Origin of the sequence: Rickettsia endosymbiont of Seladonia tumulorum (genome assembly GCF_964030815.1) — a bacterium.
In the GTDB taxonomy this organism is placed as follows: Bacteria; Pseudomonadota; Alphaproteobacteria; order Rickettsiales; family Rickettsiaceae; genus Rickettsia.
In genome coordinates, this window is record NZ_OZ034963.1 from 385,507 (window position 1) to 405,383 (window position 19,877).

Consider the following 19,877-nt stretch of genomic DNA (forward strand, 5'->3'; position numbering starts at 1 on the left):
TTAAAATATGGACTTAATTCCTAAAAAGTGATACTATTTAGGAATGTACTCCTAAATAGTAAGGAAAAATGTATAATAGATGTTTAAAATTAAGCTTGGATAAAAAACAGACAGCTTTTTTATGGGGGGCAAGAAAAACAGGTAAATCTACTTATCTAAAAGAATTATATCCAAACTCTATATATTACGATTTATTAAAAACAGATTTACAGCTGAAATATTTAAAAAAGTCTTCAGACTTCCGAGAAGAAATTTTAGGGCTTGAAAAAGATAAACTCGCTTTACCTATTATAATAGATGAAATCCAAAAAGTACCTGTATTGCTTGATGAAATACATTGGCTTATAGAGAATACGGATTGTTATTTTATTTTATGTGGTTCAAGTACAAGAAAATTAAGAATTGCCGGTACAAATTTATTGGGAGGCAGAGCGATAAAATATAATTTTTATCCATTAGTATATCCAGAGATAAAAAAAGATTTTAATTTACTCAAGATATTCAATAATGGCTTAATTCCATCACATTTTATCAGTAATAACCCTCGTAAATTGTTAAAAGCATATGTAGAAGATTATTTAACAAATGAAATCAGAGTCGAAGGGTTAGTACGAAACATAGCAGCTTTCGGTAGATTTATGGATAGTATTGCTTTTTCTCATGGTGAGTTATTAAACTATTCTAATATAGCACGTGATTGTAGCATAGATGCAAAAACAGTTAAGGAATATTATCAAATACTTGTTGATACTTTAGTAGGATATTTACTTTATCCATATAGCAAAAAAGTTAGCAGAGAAATTATATCATCTGTGCCAAAATTTTATTTTTTTGATGTTGGGGTTGCAAATAATATTACCCAGCATCAATTTGATAATACAAAAGGGCAAGAAGCAGGAAAAGCCTTAGAACATTATATATTTACCGAGTTAAAAGCTTATATAGGTTTAAATGATCTTGATTATCGTATAAATTATTGGCGTACTAAAACAGGTCTAGAGGTTGATTTTATAATTAGCACAGTTCGTGGTAATAAGATTTTACCGATAGAAGTAAAAATCTCAGAAAATGTACATAATAGTGAGCTTCGAGGTATTAAATCTTTTATGGAAGAGCATAAAGTACATAAAGGCTATATAGTATGCTTAGAAGAAAGGCTAAGGAAAATAACTTGGGACACGCAAGAAATAGATATAATACCTCTGCAACAATTTTTAGAAAAATTATGGAATAATGAAATTATTTTTTAAAGTTGTAGATCCGTCACCCTATTGTGGTATTGTTGCATGACTCATTTGTCTCCCAGATTCTGCGGGAATGGTATAGAAATCATGCCGCAATACTACTTTTAGCTAAGAATGAATTAAAATATAAGCTGTCCAGTTATCATTTTTTTATAGCAGTTATAAATTAATTTTGAAGTTTATACTTCCTAAATGCGATATAAATTTATTTGCTTTAGTTCCATTATAATTTATTCCTATCTCAATTGATTTTGTTTTAAGGCTTAATTTTGCCCCATAACTAAAACTTAAAGGTAGTTTCCTAATATATATAGGTAATATTCTATTATCTATAATATTTGTTTGAGCACTTGGTATTTTTGACTTAATATTTTTATGGGCAAAAGCATATATTTCAGGAGTAATAATTACTGATTTTAGTGTATTTGGATTTGCTAATTTTACCCCTAAGATACTTTCAATCGTCTGCTCTTTAACACTTGCTATTGATAAATTATCTTCTAAATATGATGCTTCTCTAATTTTGTTATATTTAAGTCCTAACATAGGCTTAATATGCGTAGTACTAAATAACTTATAGTTAGAGCCAAGCATTACTTGTATAGTACTAGTATAGGCTTTGTGAGTATTTTTTCTTTGATTAAAGTTAATTATATCACTAATTCCATATATTCCAATTATACTTGTAAAGATGTTTTGGTTTGAAGGTATATATAGTCCATACAATGAGTAGTAATTACTTCTAACTGTAGTTTTATATTTTGGAAAATTAAATTTTGTTTCTACTCTAGTAAAATTTGCTCCAAGTTGCAAAGAATTGTTTAAGTGTGCATCATGCCCTATTATTGTGCCTCTACTTGTACTATGATATCTACTTATTTCTTTTGTTTCTTTTTGAGTTGCTTTGCCTATAAATGGATTAATATAAAATCCATAAATTTGCTCTTCATCTCCTGCGGCTAATGCTCCAAAATTTCTTGTTAATGAATTTAATCTATTATCAATATTAGATATTAAAATATCGGTATTATTAACCACTCTACGTGGTGCAAATTCTGTGGTTGTAGAATTTTTCGTTGATGTTAAGCTATTGTTAGCATGATGTACTAAATTATTTTCAAAATTTTCTTCAGTATTACTATTTATTTTGCTTTCATCATTTAGATTATAATTATCAGCTACTCCATTTTTAGCTAAATTATCTATATTTTCGTTTAAACTGTTATCTGCATCAAAATTATGCTCGATCAATTCAATTATTTCGTTATAATTTGACTCTAATTCTTCATCATTTAAGGCTATAACGGAATTATTATCTGGTATATCTTGCAAATTATCTGCTTCATTGTGGGTATTGGAGCTTTCCTCTAATATTTTGAGAGGAAGGATAATATGACAGAGAGTGTAAAACTAAATCATCAATTATACTATCATCTATAAGATCAGTATCGTCCCATAAAAAATCATTGAGGTTATTACTTTCTATAGTTGGGTTTTCTGTATGTGGAGATGCTTTAATTTGAATTGATATTAATATGACTAATAAAAAAATATATTTCATTACTTGTTACCTATTTTTAATACTTCAAATAAAAATTAAATTACCATATTTTATGGTAATAATCAATTAGAAATTAAAGTAGTTAATTAAAATCTTTCTTGAACGATTTTTTATTTAGAAAAAATGAAGAAGTGAATAATAAAGTAAGTCAGCTTTTAGGTGGGGAAAAAGCTAGATTAAGCCTAGCTAAAATTGCAGCTAGCTCACCAAAGCTTTTAGTACTTGATGAAATCACTAACAACCTTGATTTAGAGACAAAGGAGCATATAATACAAATTTTAAAATCATATCTAAGTGCGATGTTAATTATTTCACATGATATGGATTTTTTGAAAGTAATCGAAATAAAGGATTTTTTTAGAATATAAAACATGATTATTATTAATGATTTAGCCATGAGTTATGGTGCAAAAATATTATTTACAGATGTAAACTTACACATCAAAGATAATAAAAGATATGGTTTAGTAGGTGCCAACGGAGCTGGTAAAACAACCTTTTTTAAAGTTTTAATGAGAGAGGAAGAACCGGCATTCGGCGAGGTTAATGTACCTAAAAATTCTAAAGTAGGATGTTTAAAGCAAGATCAATTTCTCTTTGAAAATACCAAAATTATAGATACGGTAATAGCAGGCAATAAAGAATTATGGCAAGCCTTGCAAGAAAAAGAAGAAATATTGAATAAGCAAGAATGTAGTGATGAAGATGGCTATAAGCTTGGTGAACTTGAGCAAATAATATTTGATAATGATGGATATAGTGCTGAAGTTTTTGCAAGTAGTTTGCTTACAGGGCTTGGGATAAATGAAAAATATCATTATGAGCCTCTTTCTATATTATCAGGGGGTTATAAATTGCGGGTTTTACTTGCTCAAAGTCTGTTTAATAATCCTGATATTTTATTATTAGATGAGCCGACAAACCATTTGGATATTGTTTCAATTTATTGGCTTGAGAATTATTTAAAAAATTCTTTTAAAGGAATATTAATTTTTATTTCACATGATTTGGCTTTTTTAAATAATGTTGCAACGGATATTTTAGATATAGATTATGGAGAAATAAAATCATATACGGGTAATTATGATAATTTTGTTCAAGAAAAAGCAATAATAGCTGAACAGAAATTAAGTGAGCGAAATTTTTTAGAAAAAAAAATAGAAAATATGCAAGCTTGGGTGGATAAATTTAGAGCAGGTACAAGAGCAAGGCAAAGTAGCTCGCGAGAAAAGCAGTTAGAAAAAATACAAGTGCCGGATTTGCAAAAAACTTCACGAATTAGTCCGTTATTTAGATTTTTGCAGCTAAGACCTTCAGGGAAGTTAGTATTAAAAATTGATCAGATAACTAAGAGTTTTGAGGATAAACAAATATTAAATAAAGTAGGTTTTAGCGTATCACGAGGCGAGAAAATTATCATTATCGGTGCAAATGGTATCGGCAAATCTACTTTATTAAAAATTTTGATGAATAAAATAGAAGCTGATCAGGGTAGTTATGAATGGGGATATGAAGCACAAATATCTTATTTTGCTCAAGATCATCATGAATTACTTAATAAAAATATTAGCATTCTTGACTGGCTTAAAAATTACGCTGAAAAAGAAACAGAGAACACCATAAGAAATATATTAGGGCAGGTATTATTTCGTAGTGATGAAGTAAATAAAAATATTCTAAATTTAAGTGGTGGAGAGGGAGCAAGATTATTACTTGCTAAAATGATACTAGAAAAAAGCAATATTTTAGTTCTTGACGAGCCAACAAACCATCTTGATTTAGAATCACGAGAAGCACTTAAAAAAGCCTTGGTTGATTTTGAGGGTACAGTAATATTAGTTACTCACGATCGTGACTTTGCAAGCCTAGCAACTAGAATTATCGCTCTTTCTCATAAAAGAAATATTATCGATTTTAAAGGTAAATATAAAGAATATGTTGAAAAATACGGCAATGATTATCTAAAAATCTGATAATAAAAAATATATATTTAATTCATTAGCACATTCTTATATAGTCATAAGCCAGTATATAAATAATTTTACTTGGTATGAATTTTCAAGAGTTTAAGCATAAATATGGTTATGATGCTGCTACTAAAATGATGCAGCAATATTTAGATATTAAATTTGCTCACCTAGATTGCTTATTGCTTTTTAGAATGGGTGATTTTTATGAAATGTTTTATGAAGATGCCGTGCTTGCTAGCGGCGTACTCGGTATTGCTCTAACTAAGAGGGGTAAGAATGGTGATGAAGAAGTCCCGATGTGCGGCGTACCTTACCATGCTCTTGAGAATTACCTAACTAAATTAATCGAAGAAAATTATAAGGTCGCTATTTGCGATCAGCTTGAAACCCCTGAAGAGGCAAAAAATAGAGGAGGTTATAAGGCAGTAGTTAATAGAAATGTTACCCGGATTATAACACCTGGCACAGTGATTGAGGAAAACCTAATTACCACTGCTGAGCCGAATTATCTAGCAAGTCTTGTTGTGCCGAAAAACAAAGATACGGCAGCACTTTGCTATGCTGACCTTTCTACTTCCACGATTTTTGTAGTTAATGTTCCTGAGCTTGAAATTCTTAATGAACTTGCTCGCCTAAAACCTCATGAAATTCTGCTTAGCGAGCATTTAAGGTCTTCTGATCTTGCGAGTAATATTTCCAAGCAACTAAATTTCCGCATTACTTATCAAGTCGATAGTTTTTTTGCCGCTAATAAGTGTGAAAAGATTATTCTAGATTTTTATAAGATGCAAGATATTAAAGGGGTAGGGGAAATATCTAGCAGTCAAATTTGTGCGATAGGTAGTATCTTGGAATATCTTACCCTAACGCAAAAAGAAAATATCCCCAATTTACCAAAGCCAAAGATTATCGATTTTCATAGCTACATGACAATTGATTTTTCAACAAGACGTAATCTTGAGATTGTTACAAATTCATGCGGAGGGAATAAAGGAAGCTTGCTTAGCACCCTTAACCACACTGTTACTAAACAAGGTGGGCGGTTGTTATATAACTTCCTATCAAGTCCGTTAACTGATACTCATAAAATAAATCAGCGTTTAAATATAACGGAGTTTTTCCATTCTAATCTAGATATAACCGCAAAAGTCCGTGAGCTACTAAAGAAAACTAGCGATATAGAGCGTTGTTTAACCCGTATTACTATGAATAGAGGTTCGGGGCGTGATTTGCTTAGTATTAAATATACGTTAGAGACGGCTAACTCTATCAAAGAAATATTTTTCGATAATTATGGCTTTGAGCTACCAAGTTTTATTGAAAAAATTGTTAAGCCATTAATAAGAAATGATGAGCTATATAATTTAATAGAAGAAAGCATATGCGAAGATGCCCCGAATAATTTAAATGATGGTGGTGTTATAAAACATTCATATCACCCAAAAGTATTACAGTTACATGATCTAATTAATAACGGCAAATTACATATTGAAAAACTAAAAGATCAGTATAAAAGAGAAACGGGAATAGATAGTTTAAAAATATCTCACAATAATGTGATAGGGCTGTTTATCGATATCACCGCTAAAAATGCTAATAAGATTAATGACCCTAAATTTATTCATCGTCAAACGACTGTTAATAGCGTGCGTTATACTACAATTGAATTGCAAAAACTTGAAAGTGATCTAGTTAATGCTAAAACCTTGGTAGTGAGTTTGGAAAAAGAGTTATACGAAGATATATGCAAGCGGGTAACGAAGCAATCCGATTATTTGCGGATTCTTGCCAGTTCTCTAAGTGGTATTGATGTATTTTGTAATTTTGCTTATATTGCAAGTGAAAATGATTATGTCAGACCTGAATTTACCGATGATTTAAGCTTTGACATCGTTAAAGGGCGGCATCCAGTAGTCGAAGAAGCTTTGAATAAAGAGAGAAAAAGCTTTGTGCATAATGATTGTCATTTATCGGAAGCGGAGCGTATTTGGCTAATCACTGGTCCTAATATGGCAGGTAAAAGTACTTTCCTAAGGCAAAATGCCATTATCGCAATCATTGCTCAAATAGGTTCATTCGTGCCTGCTAAAAGTGCTAGAATAGGGATGGTGGATAAAATATTTAGCAGAATCGGGGCAGCTGACGACCTGATTAAAGGACAATCGACTTTTATGGCAGAAATGCTAGAGACGTCAGCGATCCTTGCACAATCTACCAAAAACTCCCTAATTATATTAGATGAGGTCGGCAGAGGTACTTCAACTTATGATGGTGTATCTATTGCTTGGTCGGTGCTTGAATATATCCATGATAAATTAAAATGTCGCTGCTTATTTGCAACGCATTATCATGAGCTAACTATTATGGATAATTTTCTGCCAGCTATGCAAAATTATACTATTGCTATTGAGGAATCAGGCAAAGATATTTTATTTTTACATAATATTATAGCAGGTGCAGCTGATAGATCGTATGGCATCCATGTTGCAGCCTTAGCGGGGCTGCCTGCAAGTGTTATTAATAGAGCCGAGCAGATTCTGCTTAAATTCGAGAAAAATGCAGCAGGTAAAGGAAAGAATATTTTATCGACAGAGTCAAATAATTTGAGTTTATTTGCTCTTGAGCCTCCTAAACAGATGCAGAATTCTAAACTTGAAGAAAAATTTAAAACCATAGATCCCGATAAACTCTCGCCTAAAGAAGCTCTTGAGTTGATTTATGAACTGAAAAAATCGTTTTAAAATAAATGCAATATATTAATAATTTTCTAATTTAACTGTTGCAATTTATTCCATTATTTCTTATATTCAAAGTCGCTTAAATAAAAAGCACAAGGGTGTTTTAATATTAATAATGAATTTTATCCCCTTAAATTCAAATATTAAAATGCCCACAGCTAATTATTCTATATTTAAGCGGGTGTAGCTCAGGGGTAGAGCGCTACCTTGCCAAGGTCGAAGTCGAGGGTTCGAATCCCTTCACCCGCTCCAATAATTTTCTTCCAAATTTCTGCTTTTAGTTAAAATGATATTTTTGTTAAATCAATAGGATTGGTGACAACATAACGCCATAGCTTATCTATGCCTTTAGTTATGCCGATGCGTGTAGTGGTAGAATAGGGGAGTTTTAAATTGATGTCGCTAACAAAAAATTCGTTGTTATTGATTAGGTCAATTTTATTATGAGAGATGTTAATCCCTAAATATTTACATAGCTTGCCTGGTCCATCTACCTTTGATACTTCAAGATTTGGTACGTCAAATTTCGGGATGTGCCTTTGCTCACGTAGTTTTCTATGCCTAGCTGCCTCACCACTTATTTGACTTCCAACTTTTGAAGTATCTGCGGTATATAAATCCTTAGTAGAAATAATATATGCTCCTCTAATTAAAGTAGCAGCAGGAAAGCCATCAGTTTCGGTTACGAAGTTTAGACAATAATACATGCCGTAAATCAGATAAACATAGCTAAAACCAGCCGGACCAAACATTATATCAGTTCTTTTTGTACGACCTCTTGCAGCATGACAAGCTGGATCGTCTTGTCCAATATAGCTTTCAGTTTCAGTAATAATAGCTGTTTTGCCTTGAAAATATAAAACCTTACCCAGCAGCTCCTGACTTACTATATTAGTATCTCTTGCAAAAAACTCACGTCCCAAAGGGATTAATTTATTATTCATTTTTATTTAGTAGGTGGAACAGGATCATATCCGCCATCACAAAAAGGTTGGCATTTGATTATTCTTTTAACAGCAAGCCATAATCCTTTTATATTGCCGTGCGAGGTTATAGCATCTTTAGCATACTCTGAACAAGTAGGGTAAAAGCGGCAATTATTACCTAGCAACGGGGAGATAAAGTATTGGTAGAATTTGAGTAACAATAATAATATACTAGTCATTTTGCAGTTTATTTATTAGCTCTTCCATCTTTTCCGGCGTTAAATCTTCATAATAATCGTCGTTAATTTGCACTACCGGAGCGTTAACGCATGCTCCTAAACATTCAATTTCAATTAAGCTAAATTTCTGATCTTTTGTAACTTCTTTATCTTTTATGCCAAGTTTTTCCTTGCAAGTTTTCATTATATCATCGCTACCACGTAGCCAACAAGGGGTAGTAGTGCACACTTGGATATGATTCTTACCGACAGGCTTAAGGTTAAACATAGTGTAAAAAGTTGCCACCTCATAAGCTCGCATATACGGCATTTCTAGCATATTAGCTACATATTCAATAGCAGGAACAGGCAGCCAGCCACCATTTTGACGTTGAGCTAAATCAAGAAGTGGTAATATGGCACTTCTTTTGCCCTCCGGTGGATATTTTTTTATGATATCCTCCGCTAGACTTAAATTTTTCTTATCAAAACTAAAATTTGTAATTTTTGTATTCATATACTCCTAATATCATGAATAATTTAGTAGACGAAGTTTTATTTGGAAAAGAGCAAGAAGCCTCGGAATTTTTGACCGCAGCGTACACGCGAGTAAAGTGAGGATCAAAAATGAGAAGCGACGTAGCCAATTTTTCAAATAAAACGAGTCTACCTATCGATCTCACCAAATACTATATCAAGCGTTGCTATAATAGTAATAACATCTGCCATTAAATGACCTTTGGACATAAAATCAAGACCTTGTAAGTGAGCAAATCCTGGGGCTTTGATTCGGCATCTGTAAGGTCTATTGCCACCAGTAGAGTATAAATACACACCAAACTCACCTTTTGGGGCTTCTACTGCCTTATAAGTCTCACCAGCTGGAACATCATACCCCTCGGTATAAAGCTTAAAGTGATGGATCATTGCTTCCATAGATTCTTTCATTTTAGCCCTTGTTGGTGGTGCTAATTTTGGATCATCGGTTTTAACCGGACCTTGCGGCATTTTCTCTATACACTGTTTGATTATCTTAATAGATTCGTACATCTCAAGCATACGCACTAAATATCGGTCATAACAATCGCCGTTTTTACCGATCGGTACTTCAAAATCCATTTCACCATACACGTCGTAAGGGTTTGATTTTCGCAAATCCCAAGCTATGCCCGAACCTCTGAGCATCGGACCTGAAAACCCCCAGTCCATTGCCTCTTTTTGGGAAACAACGCCAATATCCACTAAACGCTGCTTCCATAACCTATTTTCATTTAATAGATTTTCAATATCTTGCAGCTTAGGAGGGAACTGATCAATAAATTTGTCTATATCCTCGAGTAAACCATCAGGTAAATCCTCAGCAACGCCGCCCGGTCTGAAATAGTTTGAGTGCATACGAGAGCCGGAAACACGCTCGTAAAATTCCATGATTTTCTCACGCTCTTCAAATAGCCATAATAAAGGGGTGGTTGCTCCGACATCTAAAGCTTGGCTGCCTATATTCAAGGTGTGGTTCAGGATTCTCGTTAGTTCTGAAAATAGTACCCTGATAAACTGAGCTCTTCGTGGTATTTCGCACTCTAATAGCGACTCAGCAGCTAAAGCAAAAGCGTGTTCTTGACACATTGGTGAAACATAATCAAGGCGATCAAAGTAAGGGATAGCCTGCAAGTATGTTTTATGCTCAATCAGCTTTTCGGTACCTCTATGCAATAATCCAATGTGAGGATCAGCATTATTTACTACTTCCCCATCCATTTCAAGAATTAGCCTTAAAACGCCGTGCGTTGCCGGATGCTGCGGACCAAGATTTAACGTTATACTTTTGGTGTTATTAGTCATATTATTTGTCATTGCGAGGAGCCACAGGCGACGTGGCAATCCAGTTAAATAATTTCATCATATAAATTTTTCCAATTTACGTTCATGCTTTGTTAGTAATAATATCAGTCGGTTGTTTCATAATTTTTCCTAGATTGCCGCGTCGGGACTATGTCCCTCCTCGCAATGACATTATTTTATATTTCTTCTATATTAATAGAACCTAAGGGTAATACTTCAAAATTATCGGTTATTATACAATCAAATTGAAAAGGCTTAAAATAAGCAAAAGTATTATATAATTCTTGATTTTGTTTATTTGCTAAAACAAGTTGGTATGAAAAAGAAAACTTATTATAATTTATTTGCCATACATAATTAGACTTAGAATCTTCAATGTAACGTATAAATGATTTATTTACAGGATCAATTACCATATGTTTTGAAAAGTCATTAATAGTACATAGATGTATATAGGGTACTTCTTTTTCAACAAATGCTTTAAAAAATTCTGTATCTATTTTTAATGAAAAATTTTTATCTAAAGTTAATTTATTTCGTTGACCTTTTACGATATACGGAATCATTGCTTTACTAGTAATCACTCTAATCATTTAGCTTTCTCATCTCCTGGTAATACATAAGTAGGGCTGTGCCAAGGTGAGCTAAAATCAAACTCCCGATATTCTATATCTAAATTGACCGGTTCGTATGCTACTTTTTTCGTCTGTTCATCATATTTAACTTGCGTATAGCCGGTTAACGGAAAGTCTTTACGTAAAGGATGCCCCTCAAATTCATAATCGGTGAGTATTCGCCGTTTATCATCATTGCCGTCAAAATTTATGCCGAACATATCATAAACTTCACGCTCATACCAACAAGCGGCATTAAATATATTGATTATAGATGGTACGCTTTCTTTTTCAGACACATAAGTTTTAATGATAAGACGTTTATTTAGTTTTAAGCTTAGTAAGTTATAAACTACCTCGAACCTCTTATTTATTAAGTCTATTTTCCCTGGCTTCTCGCTTTTGCGGGAATAACATCGGTCAGGGAAATCGCTACCAAATAAGTCGGTTAGTACAGTAAAACGTAGCTCTTCTGATTCTTTTAAAGCTTTTAAGAAAGGTAATAAAAAACTTGGCTCAACTTTATACGCTAGGTAATCCTTAACTGTGATGGAAGTTATCAATATACTTGATTTAGCGGCAAGCTTCTCAATGATTTTTTCTAGCGTCATATTTAAAACCTGTAGTGCGTTTGATTTTCTTTTGTAATTGCATAAGCCCGTAAATTAAAGCTTCCGCTGTAGGAGGGCAGCCAGGGACATATACGTCAACCGGTACGATGCGGTCGCAACCTCGTACTACTGAATAAGAGAAGTGATAATATCCCCCGCCATTAGCACAGCTACCCATTGAAAGCACCCATTTAGGTTCAGCCATCTGGTCGTATACTTTGCGTAATGCCGGTGCCATTTTGTTGGTAAGCGTTCCTGCAACTATCATAAGATCGGACTGTCTTGGGCTTGGTCTAAACAGCATGCCAAAGCGATCCATATCATACCTACTTGCTGCTGCTTGCATCATCTCAACAGCACAACAAGCAAGCCCAAAGGTCATAGGCCATAAGGAATTGCTTCTCGTCCAGCCAATAACATCATCGACTTTAGTTAATAAGAACCCTCGATTTGAAAGCTCATTATTTAGCAATTCGTCTTCCTGATAAAAATTATTATGCATTTTTATTCTTACATAAAGTTAAATATAGTTGCGTAAATCGAGAGCGTCATTGCGAGAAGAAACTGCAAGTTTCGACGAAGCAATCTCATGAAGTAATATAATATTCCTGAGATTGTCACGTCGCTACGCTCCTCGCAATGACGAAAATTAAGCCGCAGGATGACATCCCGTATTTCTCACTCCCAATCTAAAGCTCCTTTCTTCCATTCATACACAAAGCCTACAGTAAGTACGAATAAGAAGAACATCATTGAGAAAAAGCCTATTTTGCCTATTGTTCCAAGGCTAATAGCCCAAGGAACTAAAAATGTGATTTCAAGGTCAAAGATAATAAATAAAATAGCGACTAAATAAAATCGTATGTCAAATTTTGATCTGGCATCGTCGAAAGGTTCAAACCCACATTCATAAGGCTCTAATTTATCTTTATTATATTTTTTAGTGGCTAATAAATTCGGTAGAATCATTATTAAGCTAGATACTAATGTTGCAATACCAAAAAATATAGCAATAGGTAAATATTCTTGTAAAAGTTCTGAGTTTTGCAGCATATATTTTATTGTTATGTTTTGGTGTCATTGCGAGGAGAGGCGAAGCATCGACGCGGCAATCTCAGGATGCTTGACAAGATTGCTTCGTCGCTTTGCTCCTCGCAATGACACTGTATTCTATATTTACCCCAAATAACATTATTTATCAATGACAATATCGGGTTTGACTAATAACTTCATTAAAATTAGTACCCAAATGCTGCTTGCCACCCACCATATTTGCCAAACATTATATGAAATCATGCCGATAATGTAATAATTTATGAAACATGCATAAGAGCTTGCTCTAAAATTATCATTTCCTATATTACCAATTTGTTTAAGGTATTTGTAAATCAAGATTAAGAATAAAGCTAATCCCACTAGCCCTAGTTCAAGAGTAATTTGTAGTATATTGTTATGCGGGTGAAGCGGCAAAGGATGCCATTTTTCACCTTTATAATCGATCATTTCACTATCTTTAACTTCTATATATTTAGAAGAGTTAAAGCCATTAATCATAAGCGGTTTTTCAGCAATTTTATTTGCAACGAAATGCCAGATAAATAAACGATGTGCCGCTGATGGATGGGTAGATAAATATTTATCTGATAACTCCTTAGGATTAATTTGTATGGCTATAACTGGAAATAGTAACGAGCCGGTTATTAGACCGAATATTATTAGTTTAGAAAATATCGGCTTTATAAGTCTTGCTAAAATAAATACTATCCCGCCTAAACTAAATCCTAGAAAACTTGCTAAACTATCAGAGATACTTAATAAATAAAGTACTAAGATATATAATATTAGAGCGTGATAATATTTTTTATCATAAATTAAAATAGCTATTACTACCCACGCAGTAATTGAAAGTAAAGCACAACCTCGATCTAGCATATAAAGGTTAAAATTTGCCTTAAATATTTTAGTTAAGAAGCCAGGGGAAAAATATTCAATAAAGAATAGTAAAATTGCCGTAAGAGTACCAAATATTAAAGCTTTTTTAAGCTGTGGGCGATTTTGAAATGGCTTGAAATTACTGACAACAAAGCCAAGAAATAAGATTGTAAAGACTTGAACAAAATTAATTAGGTTGTTGGTAGGTTTAATTGCAAATAAACAAGATATCAAGCACCAACCAGCGAATAGTAGTTCTGTTTTTATCGTCATTGCGAGGAAATTACAAAGTAATTGACGAAGCAATCTCAGGATGTTAAATGAGATTGTAACAATGCTTTGCTCCTCGCAATGACGATTAGGTATCCATGCGGCAATATTTTGTAGTAATGATATGAGTAAAAACACCGTTACAGTAGCTGCGACTGATAAGCCGGCAACCATGCCAAGGCTTGGGATTAAGAATATAAAAAAGTAGTTTATCATTTTAACTTAAAAACACTCTTTAGCAAAGATTTCATAAATAGGGTGTTCGAATGTGGAAAGTGAAATGCTGCCGGAGGTCATCCACCCTTGAAAAAGTAATTTAGGGTCTTCGTCAATTATATATTCCGTTATAGTCATCAATATATAATTATCTTCGTTATACGGATCAAGGTTTTTAACACATTTATGTATTTTAATTTTTATATTACCGAAATATTGTTCTTCCCCAACTTTAAACGTAAGTTTTTCAGATTTAGCAGTAGTCTTATTTAAGGCAATAATCTCACAATTATCACAATTTTTGAATTCTGTACTATCACTAATGGCTTGATTGGAATTTAAAACCGGTGGATCATTATTAATAAGGTTAAATATATCATTCTCAATATCTTCAGTAGTCGTAACAGAATCTAACTCTTCTGCAAATATGATAGGCGAGTAGGTAAATATAATAAATGCTAAAATGATCTTTAAATGCTTCATAAGTAAATTAACTATAGTTTTTTAAATTATATACTATGAGAGATTAATGGCAACTAGGTTTTGTGGTAATTTGTAACAATGTGTCATCCCGTGGCTTGACCACGGGATCCAGAAAATAATAAAATTTATCTCGCTTTATGCTGGATCTCGCAGTCAAGCCGCGGGATGACAGGAGTGAAGCCCTGACTACTACAATAATATATTATGATCTATTCAAAAGAATTATTAAATTCGGTTTTGCGTCAGGATTTTCCTAGTTTTATAATTAAGGTATTTAATACTATTAATCCAGGTGCTGAGTATTATCCCAGTAAACATATTAACATAATTAGCGATTATTTAAGGGCTGTGCAGAATGGTGATATTAATCGTTTAATAATTAACATACCGCCTAGGAGTTTGAAATCTATCTGCGTTAGTGTTGCTTGGACTGCTTTTTTATTAGGACTTGACCCAACCAAGCGTATTATGTCGGCTAGCTATTCTCAAATGCTTAGTGTTAAACATTCGCTTGATTGTCGGTTTATTTTAAATTCCGATTGGTATAAGGAACTTTTCCCAAATACTATACTTAGCAAAACTCATAATCAAAAAAGCAAGTTTCTAACAACTGCTAATGGTTTTAGATTTGCAACATCGGTAGGTGGTTCGGCTACAGGGGAGGGCGGGGATATCTTAATTATCGATGATCCGCATAACCCTACGCAAATACATTCTTATAAAATACGTCAAAAAGTGATAGATTGGTTTGAACAAACCTTTGTCAGTAGGCTTAATAATCGTAATCGTGGTGCGATAGTTTTGGTTATGCAGCGTCTACATAGTGATGATTTAGCTGGATATTTGCTTAATAGTAGCAATGGGTGGCATCACTTAAAAATTCCGGCTATTGCTGATTGTGATTATTCTTTTGAACTAACAGCAAATTCTTATGTTAAAGGTGAAGTATTGGAGAATTATAAAGAGCCTGCTGATTGCTTAGCAAAATTAGAACAGGAAATAGGTAGTTATAATTATCATGCTCAATATTTACAAGAGCCTATACCACAAGGCTCATCACTGCTTAATATGGAAGATATTAGCTTTTATGAAAATTTGCCTGAGAAGTTTGATTATTTAGTCCAAAGCTGGGATACGGCGATTAAGATTTCTGAAGATTCTGACTATAGCGTTTGCACTATATGGGGTATTTTAGGGCAGAAATATTACCTTATTTCATTGGTTCGGAAAAAAATTAATTATCCTGAGCTGAAGAATTTGACGGAAAAACTAGCAAATCAATATAAACCAAGATTTATATTAATAGAAGATAAAGCAAGCGGTCAGCAACTAATTCAAGATTTAGGTTTTTTAGGTGATAATATTAGAGTGGTGGGTATTAAGCCTAAGCTTGATAAAGTTACAAGATTTGCTTCGGTAGTGCCGTTATTTCAAGCTGGTATAGTGTTAGTGCCTAGACAATCAACCATAGCCTTAAAGGAATTACTAAACTTCCCGCATATCAAAAATGACGATATAGTAGATTCAGTTAGCCAATTTCTAAACTTTATGAAAAATAAATCGCAAAAACTTCCTGCAAGAATCAGGAGTATAATTGTTTAGTAATTAGGGCTAAACTTAATAGCAATCCGGCATAATGATTTGCTTTAAATCTTGTCATGCAATTAGCCGGATTATGAATGTCTAAAGTTGCTATTTGTAATATTAATAAGGTTGAAGCACCGAGGATAGGTAGATAGTCTAGATTATAGACGGCAGCTGAAATAAATAATAAAATAAATCCAACGTAAAATATATAAAGCAAAAATTTATATGCTTTATTCTCTAAATAAATGCTTAAGGATTTCACTCCTATTTTCTTATCGTCATTTATATCCATAAATCCATATATCGTATCATACCCTATCGTCCATAAACAGCAGGCTAAATACATCGTAATTGCTGCTATATCCAGCTTATTCTGAACTGCTGCATAGGCTATTAGCGTTCCTAAATTAAATGTAAAACCTAAAAAAACTTGCGGGAGGTAGGTAACACGCTTCATTAGCGGATATATACTAATCATCATCACTGCGAAAAAACCTATATATATGGCTGTCTTATTCAAAGCTAGCAAAATAAAAAGCGAGATTACACCAAGAATAAAAAGTATGGCAATAGCATATTTTATAGACAAAATACCGCTAGCTAGAGGGCGGTTTTTAGTTCGTGCAACATGCTTATCGAATTTTCGGTCAAATATATCGTTGATAATACATCCGCTACTTCTTGTTGTGATGCTGCCTAGGATAAATAGTGGTAGTAAATATATTAAATCTGCTCTAGATGGATTGGCAAGCAGTAAACCAAATAAGGCAGGGAAGAAGACTAGTAAATAAGCTACCGGCTTATCTGCTCGCATTAATTTTAAAGTTAATAATAATTTATGCATGATTTTTTGACTTTCAGATGATTATTATATTTAGTTTTCTATCATCTGATAATAAATTAATGCTAATATAGCTGAATTAGCTAAAGATATTATAGGAAAATATACAAATATGTATAATGAATTTAATATTTAGTATATTTATGATTAATTGCGAATAATTTGAATGGTGGAAGCAAATAGTACGATTTGCTAACCACCATGGATAAAAGACAGTATATAAACGACCCTTTTTTATGCAACAAAATTCACAAGCAGCATAAAAATTTAGAGAGTGGGGACTGATTGTTTTCGTGTTTTTCTAATCTATATAAAACTACTATCACCCTCTGCTCCTGATATGCTAATATTATCATTTATATTTTGGTGGTCGATTATTGCATTAATATCATCTTCTAAATCTAGAATATTTCCTTTGGTAATTTTGTTTTTACTTAAAAGGTCTTGTAGGTTATTTGTTACTTGTTCTATATCGACTTTATTAATTAGAAGCTTAGCTTTATATGCAATGTTCTTTAATTGTTCTGCTATTTTAGTTTTATCATTAACATTAATAGTAGCATTATTAGATATTTTATCGTTTAAGTCATCCGTTAACTTTTGAAATTTATCATCCGTTTTTGCTATATTTTTATTTCGCTGTAAATATTTCTCAATTATAATTTGACTTTGTTGATCTATATTATTTTGCTCTAAATCTATATGCGTAATAGTAGTATTTTCTTTTAAAGCTTTAATAATTGCGTTTATTCCTACAGTCCCTATATAATTCGCATTAAGGCAAAGATGCGTAAGAGTCTTAAGCTGTAAGATTTCGGCTAACACTAATATTTTGTGATTACCTAACTCACATCCGCTAAAATCAAGTTTCTTTAATTGTGTACTTACTTTTAAAGCTTCAGTAATAATTTTTATACCTTGTTCACTTATAGTGCTACCCATAAAATCGATAGCGGTAATTGTCTTAATAACTTTTAATTTATCTGCGATTAATTTAGCAAAATCATTTGTTATTATCTGATAACAAAGACTGACAGAGGTAGGATCGTGAAAAAATTTATTTACTGTTTCGGCAAGTTCGTTATTTTCTAAAAGTATTTGTTTTTGTTGTTCTTCATATTTCTTTTCTGCTTTTTCTTTATTCTTCTCATATAAGTTTTCTTTGCTATAATTATATCGCTCAAGTTCTTTCTTAATTTTTATTGCTGCTTTATATTTTTCTATGGCTTCACTGTATTTTTCTTGATTGTATAAATCATCACCTGCGGCATTTAAACTTTCTGCTTTTTTTTCTGCTATAGCTTGATTTCTTTCTAGATATTCTTCAATTGTTTTGAATATCGGTTTGCCTATGTTGTTGGCTCCAAAATAGAGCGATGTAAGAGTAGAATTATCTTTTAGCATTTCAGCGAATTTCGTTGCTCCGGCGTCGCCTATTTTGTTCTTTGAAAGATTAAGCGAAGTAAGAGTAGAATTATCTTTTAGAACTCTAGCGAGTTCCGTTGCTCCGGCTTCGCCTATGTTTTTAATTGAAATATCAAGCGTTGTAGCATCTTTCCTTAAACTATCGGCTTGCCGGTTCAATCCTCTTTTTTCTAGAAATTCTATTAAGTTTTCATGAAGTGTTTAGATAACTAAGTATATTGTTATAATAATCCAGTAATTCTTCAGCACAATTTACCACACTAGCTAAATAATCCTTTTTTTCAGGATGATCCTCTATTTCATAAAGGGCTGTTACTAATGAAAAAATCCCATTACATGGAATCTTTAATCCATGTACCATATTTTGCACCACATCTCTTTTAAATAACTCAGATTCTTTCAATTTATTATTTGCTTCTTGTAATTCTAATTTACATTTAATTATATCAGTATAATTTGTGATCGTCGAGTTAATGATATTCTCTTCTTGCTGATATGGTATTAATGTGACAGATATGGGAGATAATTGAAGATTCCAATTTGTTTTAGTAATATTATGATTATCTTTTGGTTGATTTTGATTATTAATTGTCATAGCATCTCCTTGCTGTTAAAGTTAAGAAAACAGCTCAGAGGTTAAAGTGCTAAAATTTTGTAGTTTTAATTTAACCTCTGAACTAGAGTTGCACCACGACCACTCTTAACAAGGACAGATATCCTAACTATTCCATGAAGTACAGAGGATTTAAGAGCTTTTTTGACAGATTTTTATACAATTAGGCAAACAGCTGCACAAATGAGACAGAGCTAAATTACTATTGTTTGTTATCTCAACTTTTTTATCCATTACATCTAAATCCAAAGTAGCATTAATTATGCTACAAAAACTATCAAAAATTCCTTTGAATATGGTATTTTGCTGGCATTTAAGCCTACTTTATACTATAATTATAGTATAAATATTTTAATAATAATTTCATGTCAGTAAATAACTCAAACAAAACACAACCATTTCTACAATGGGTTGGCGGTAAAAGAAAAATAGTTGATCAATGTAGCAGCCTTTTAGCTGGCACATCTATTTGTGCTATAGATTTTTCTTTTATTGAACCGCAAAAAAATGATTTTGTTTATTTTGATCCTCCTTATCATAAATCAGGTGAGAAGTTTTATACCAGATTACCCTTTGATGAAAATGAGCAAACGAGACTTAAAGATTTTGTTACAGAACTTAATGATAAAGGTGTTAAAATAATGGTTTCTAATAGTAATACTCCCTTTATTAGAAACTCATACAAAAATTTTAATATTAGTACTATTAAGGTTAAATATTCCATGCCTGAACACAATAAAATATCTGATGAAGTAGTTATTACAAATTATCAATTACAACAATAGC

The 19,877-nt window shown here is 32.5% G+C and carries 19 protein-coding genes, 1 tRNA gene and 1 pseudogene; 7 read left to right on the plus strand and 14 right to left on the minus strand.

From position 1 onward, the window contains the following. Positions 1–68: 68 nt before the first annotated feature. Positions 69–1,250 (plus strand): ATP-binding protein, encoded by a 1,182-nt coding sequence (locus tag AAHF54_RS01875; RefSeq protein WP_341794877.1) that lies wholly within the window; start codon positions 69–71, stop codon positions 1,248–1,250. A 153-nt stretch (positions 1,251–1,403) separates the two neighbouring features. Here AAHF54_RS01875 and AAHF54_RS01880 read toward each other — a convergent pair whose 3' ends face one another. Then, on the minus strand, positions 1,404–2,576 hold the full coding sequence (locus AAHF54_RS01880) for an autotransporter outer membrane beta-barrel domain-containing protein (protein WP_341788911.1): 1,173 nt from the start codon (positions 2,574–2,576) through the stop codon (positions 1,404–1,406). Between the two features lie 327 nt (positions 2,577–2,903). On the opposite strand from AAHF54_RS01880, the gene AAHF54_RS01885 reads away from it, so the two are divergent. The 4 genes from AAHF54_RS01885 to AAHF54_RS01900 all read left to right on the plus strand — a co-directional run bounded on the left by AAHF54_RS01885 (position 2,904) and on the right by AAHF54_RS01900 (position 7,765). After that, positions 2,904–3,173, plus strand: a complete 270-nt coding sequence (locus AAHF54_RS01885) for an ATP-binding cassette domain-containing protein (protein WP_342170117.1) — start codon at positions 2,904–2,906, stop codon at positions 3,171–3,173. A 3-nt stretch (positions 3,174–3,176) separates the two neighbouring features. Next, entirely contained in the window at positions 3,177–4,778 is a 1,602-nt protein-coding gene (locus tag AAHF54_RS01890) for an ABC-F family ATP-binding cassette domain-containing protein (protein ID WP_342170118.1), read from the plus strand. Between the two features lie 77 nt (positions 4,779–4,855). After that, a complete protein-coding gene (mutS, locus tag AAHF54_RS01895) occupies positions 4,856–7,516 on the plus strand; it encodes a DNA mismatch repair protein MutS (protein ID WP_341788914.1) in 2,661 nt (886 codons plus the stop codon). A gap of 174 nt (positions 7,517–7,690) precedes the next feature. Beyond that, positions 7,691–7,765, plus strand: a tRNA-Gly gene (locus AAHF54_RS01900). A gap of 29 nt (positions 7,766–7,794) precedes the next feature. On the opposite strand, the gene AAHF54_RS01905 is transcribed toward AAHF54_RS01900, so the two are convergent. From AAHF54_RS01905 to AAHF54_RS01950, 10 genes are all read right to left on the minus strand, one after another. Next, a complete protein-coding gene (locus tag AAHF54_RS01905) occupies positions 7,795–8,457 on the minus strand; it encodes a DNA-3-methyladenine glycosylase (protein ID WP_341794872.1) in 663 nt (220 codons plus the stop codon). Between the two features lie 2 nt (positions 8,458–8,459). Continuing rightward, positions 8,460–8,678: a membrane protein insertion efficiency factor YidD gene (yidD, locus tag AAHF54_RS01910; RefSeq protein ID WP_341788916.1), complete on the minus strand. Its 219-nt coding sequence runs from the start codon at positions 8,676–8,678 to the stop codon at positions 8,460–8,462. Further along, the gene (gene nuoE / locus AAHF54_RS01915; RefSeq protein WP_341788917.1) at positions 8,671–9,174 is read right to left on the minus strand and encodes an NADH-quinone oxidoreductase subunit NuoE; all 504 of its coding nucleotides are present in this window, start codon (positions 9,172–9,174) and stop codon (positions 8,671–8,673) included. The genes yidD and nuoE overlap by 8 nt, the downstream gene beginning before the upstream one ends. Before the next feature lie 149 nt (positions 9,175–9,323). Beyond that, positions 9,324–10,499 carry an NADH dehydrogenase (quinone) subunit D gene (gene nuoD / locus AAHF54_RS01920; protein WP_341788918.1) on the minus strand — a complete coding sequence of 392 codons (1,176 nt, stop codon included), beginning with the start codon at positions 10,497–10,499 and terminating at the stop codon, positions 9,324–9,326. 176 nt (positions 10,500–10,675) lie between these two features. Then, the gene (locus AAHF54_RS01925) at positions 10,676–11,092 is read right to left on the minus strand and encodes a hypothetical protein (RefSeq protein ID WP_342170119.1); all 417 of its coding nucleotides are present in this window, start codon (positions 11,090–11,092) and stop codon (positions 10,676–10,678) included. Then, positions 11,089–11,724, minus strand: a complete 636-nt coding sequence (locus AAHF54_RS01930; protein ID WP_341788920.1) for an NADH-quinone oxidoreductase subunit C — start codon at positions 11,722–11,724, stop codon at positions 11,089–11,091. The genes AAHF54_RS01925 and AAHF54_RS01930 overlap by 4 nt, the downstream gene beginning before the upstream one ends. Next, a complete protein-coding gene (locus AAHF54_RS01935) occupies positions 11,702–12,226 on the minus strand; it encodes an NADH-quinone oxidoreductase subunit B family protein (RefSeq protein ID WP_341788921.1) in 525 nt (174 codons plus the stop codon). Before AAHF54_RS01935 ends, AAHF54_RS01930 begins: the two co-directional genes overlap by 23 nt. A 176-nt stretch (positions 12,227–12,402) precedes the next feature. Next, complete coding sequence (locus AAHF54_RS01940) at positions 12,403–12,777, minus strand: NADH-quinone oxidoreductase subunit A (RefSeq protein ID WP_341788922.1); 375 nt, start codon at positions 12,775–12,777, stop codon at positions 12,403–12,405. A 138-nt stretch (positions 12,778–12,915) separates the two neighbouring features. Continuing rightward, complete coding sequence (locus AAHF54_RS01945) at positions 12,916–14,142, minus strand: O-antigen ligase (RefSeq protein WP_342170120.1); 1,227 nt, start codon at positions 14,140–14,142, stop codon at positions 12,916–12,918. A 6-nt stretch (positions 14,143–14,148) separates the two neighbouring features. Continuing rightward, on the minus strand, positions 14,149–14,625 hold the full coding sequence (locus tag AAHF54_RS01950; RefSeq protein ID WP_341788924.1) for a DUF2155 domain-containing protein: 477 nt from the start codon (positions 14,623–14,625) through the stop codon (positions 14,149–14,151). Between the two features lie 204 nt (positions 14,626–14,829). Between AAHF54_RS01950 and terL the strand changes: the two genes are divergently transcribed. Beyond that, on the plus strand, positions 14,830–16,227 hold the full coding sequence (terL, locus tag AAHF54_RS01955) for a phage terminase large subunit (RefSeq protein ID WP_341788925.1): 1,398 nt from the start codon (positions 14,830–14,832) through the stop codon (positions 16,225–16,227). Here the strand turns inward: terL and ubiA are convergent. The 3 genes from ubiA to AAHF54_RS01970 form a co-directional block, all read right to left on the minus strand. Then, a complete protein-coding gene (gene ubiA, locus AAHF54_RS01960; RefSeq protein WP_342170121.1) occupies positions 16,208–17,056 on the minus strand; it encodes a 4-hydroxybenzoate octaprenyltransferase in 849 nt (282 codons plus the stop codon). The two genes, terL and ubiA, sit on opposite strands and share 20 nt — an antisense overlap. A 303-nt stretch (positions 17,057–17,359) precedes the next feature. Continuing rightward, entirely contained in the window at positions 17,360–18,637 is a 1,278-nt protein-coding gene (locus tag AAHF54_RS01965; RefSeq protein ID WP_342170122.1) for a ribonuclease inhibitor, read from the minus strand. A 31-nt stretch (positions 18,638–18,668) separates the two neighbouring features. Further along, a complete protein-coding gene (locus AAHF54_RS01970) occupies positions 18,669–19,073 on the minus strand; it encodes a hypothetical protein (RefSeq protein WP_341788928.1) in 405 nt (134 codons plus the stop codon). Positions 19,074–19,528: 455 nt separating this feature from the next. Between AAHF54_RS01970 and AAHF54_RS01975 the strand changes: the two are divergent. Then, a pseudogene (locus AAHF54_RS01975) lies at positions 19,529–19,876 on the plus strand (DNA adenine methylase); the annotation flags it as partial. Position 19,877: the final 1 nt, after the last annotated feature.

Excerpts from the sequence above, each read along its gene's own strand:
- AAHF54_RS01875 (WP_341794877.1), top strand. The coding sequence starts at position 69 with ATGTATAATAGATGTTTAAAATTAAGCTTGGATAAAAAACAGACAGCT.
- AAHF54_RS01890 (WP_342170118.1), top strand. The coding sequence starts at position 3,177 with ATGATTATTATTAATGATTTAGCCATGAGTTATGGTGCAAAAATATTA.
- mutS (WP_341788914.1), top strand. The coding sequence starts at position 4,856 with ATGAATTTTCAAGAGTTTAAGCATAAATATGGTTATGATGCTGCTACT.
- AAHF54_RS01905 (WP_341794872.1), bottom strand. The coding sequence starts at position 8,457 with ATGAATAATAAATTAATCCCTTTGGGACGTGAGTTTTTTGCAAGAGAT.
- yidD (WP_341788916.1), bottom strand. The coding sequence starts at position 8,678 with ATGACTAGTATATTATTATTGTTACTCAAATTCTACCAATACTTTATC.
- nuoE (WP_341788917.1), bottom strand. The coding sequence starts at position 9,174 with ATGAATACAAAAATTACAAATTTTAGTTTTGATAAGAAAAATTTAAGT.
- nuoD (WP_341788918.1), bottom strand. The coding sequence starts at position 10,499 with ATGACTAATAACACCAAAAGTATAACGTTAAATCTTGGTCCGCAGCAT.
- AAHF54_RS01925 (WP_342170119.1), bottom strand. The coding sequence starts at position 11,092 with ATGATTAGAGTGATTACTAGTAAAGCAATGATTCCGTATATCGTAAAA.
- AAHF54_RS01930 (WP_341788920.1), bottom strand. The coding sequence starts at position 11,724 with ATGACGCTAGAAAAAATCATTGAGAAGCTTGCCGCTAAATCAAGTATA.
- AAHF54_RS01935 (WP_341788921.1), bottom strand. The coding sequence starts at position 12,226 with ATGCATAATAATTTTTATCAGGAAGACGAATTGCTAAATAATGAGCTT.
- AAHF54_RS01940 (WP_341788922.1), bottom strand. The coding sequence starts at position 12,777 with ATGCTGCAAAACTCAGAACTTTTACAAGAATATTTACCTATTGCTATA.
- AAHF54_RS01945 (WP_342170120.1), bottom strand. The coding sequence starts at position 14,142 with ATGATAAACTACTTTTTTATATTCTTAATCCCAAGCCTTGGCATGGTT.
- AAHF54_RS01950 (WP_341788924.1), bottom strand. The coding sequence starts at position 14,625 with ATGAAGCATTTAAAGATCATTTTAGCATTTATTATATTTACCTACTCG.
- terL (WP_341788925.1), top strand. The coding sequence starts at position 14,830 with ATGATCTATTCAAAAGAATTATTAAATTCGGTTTTGCGTCAGGATTTT.
- ubiA (WP_342170121.1), bottom strand. The coding sequence starts at position 17,056 with ATGCATAAATTATTATTAACTTTAAAATTAATGCGAGCAGATAAGCCG.
- AAHF54_RS01970 (WP_341788928.1), bottom strand. The coding sequence starts at position 19,073 with ATGACAATTAATAATCAAAATCAACCAAAAGATAATCATAATATTACT.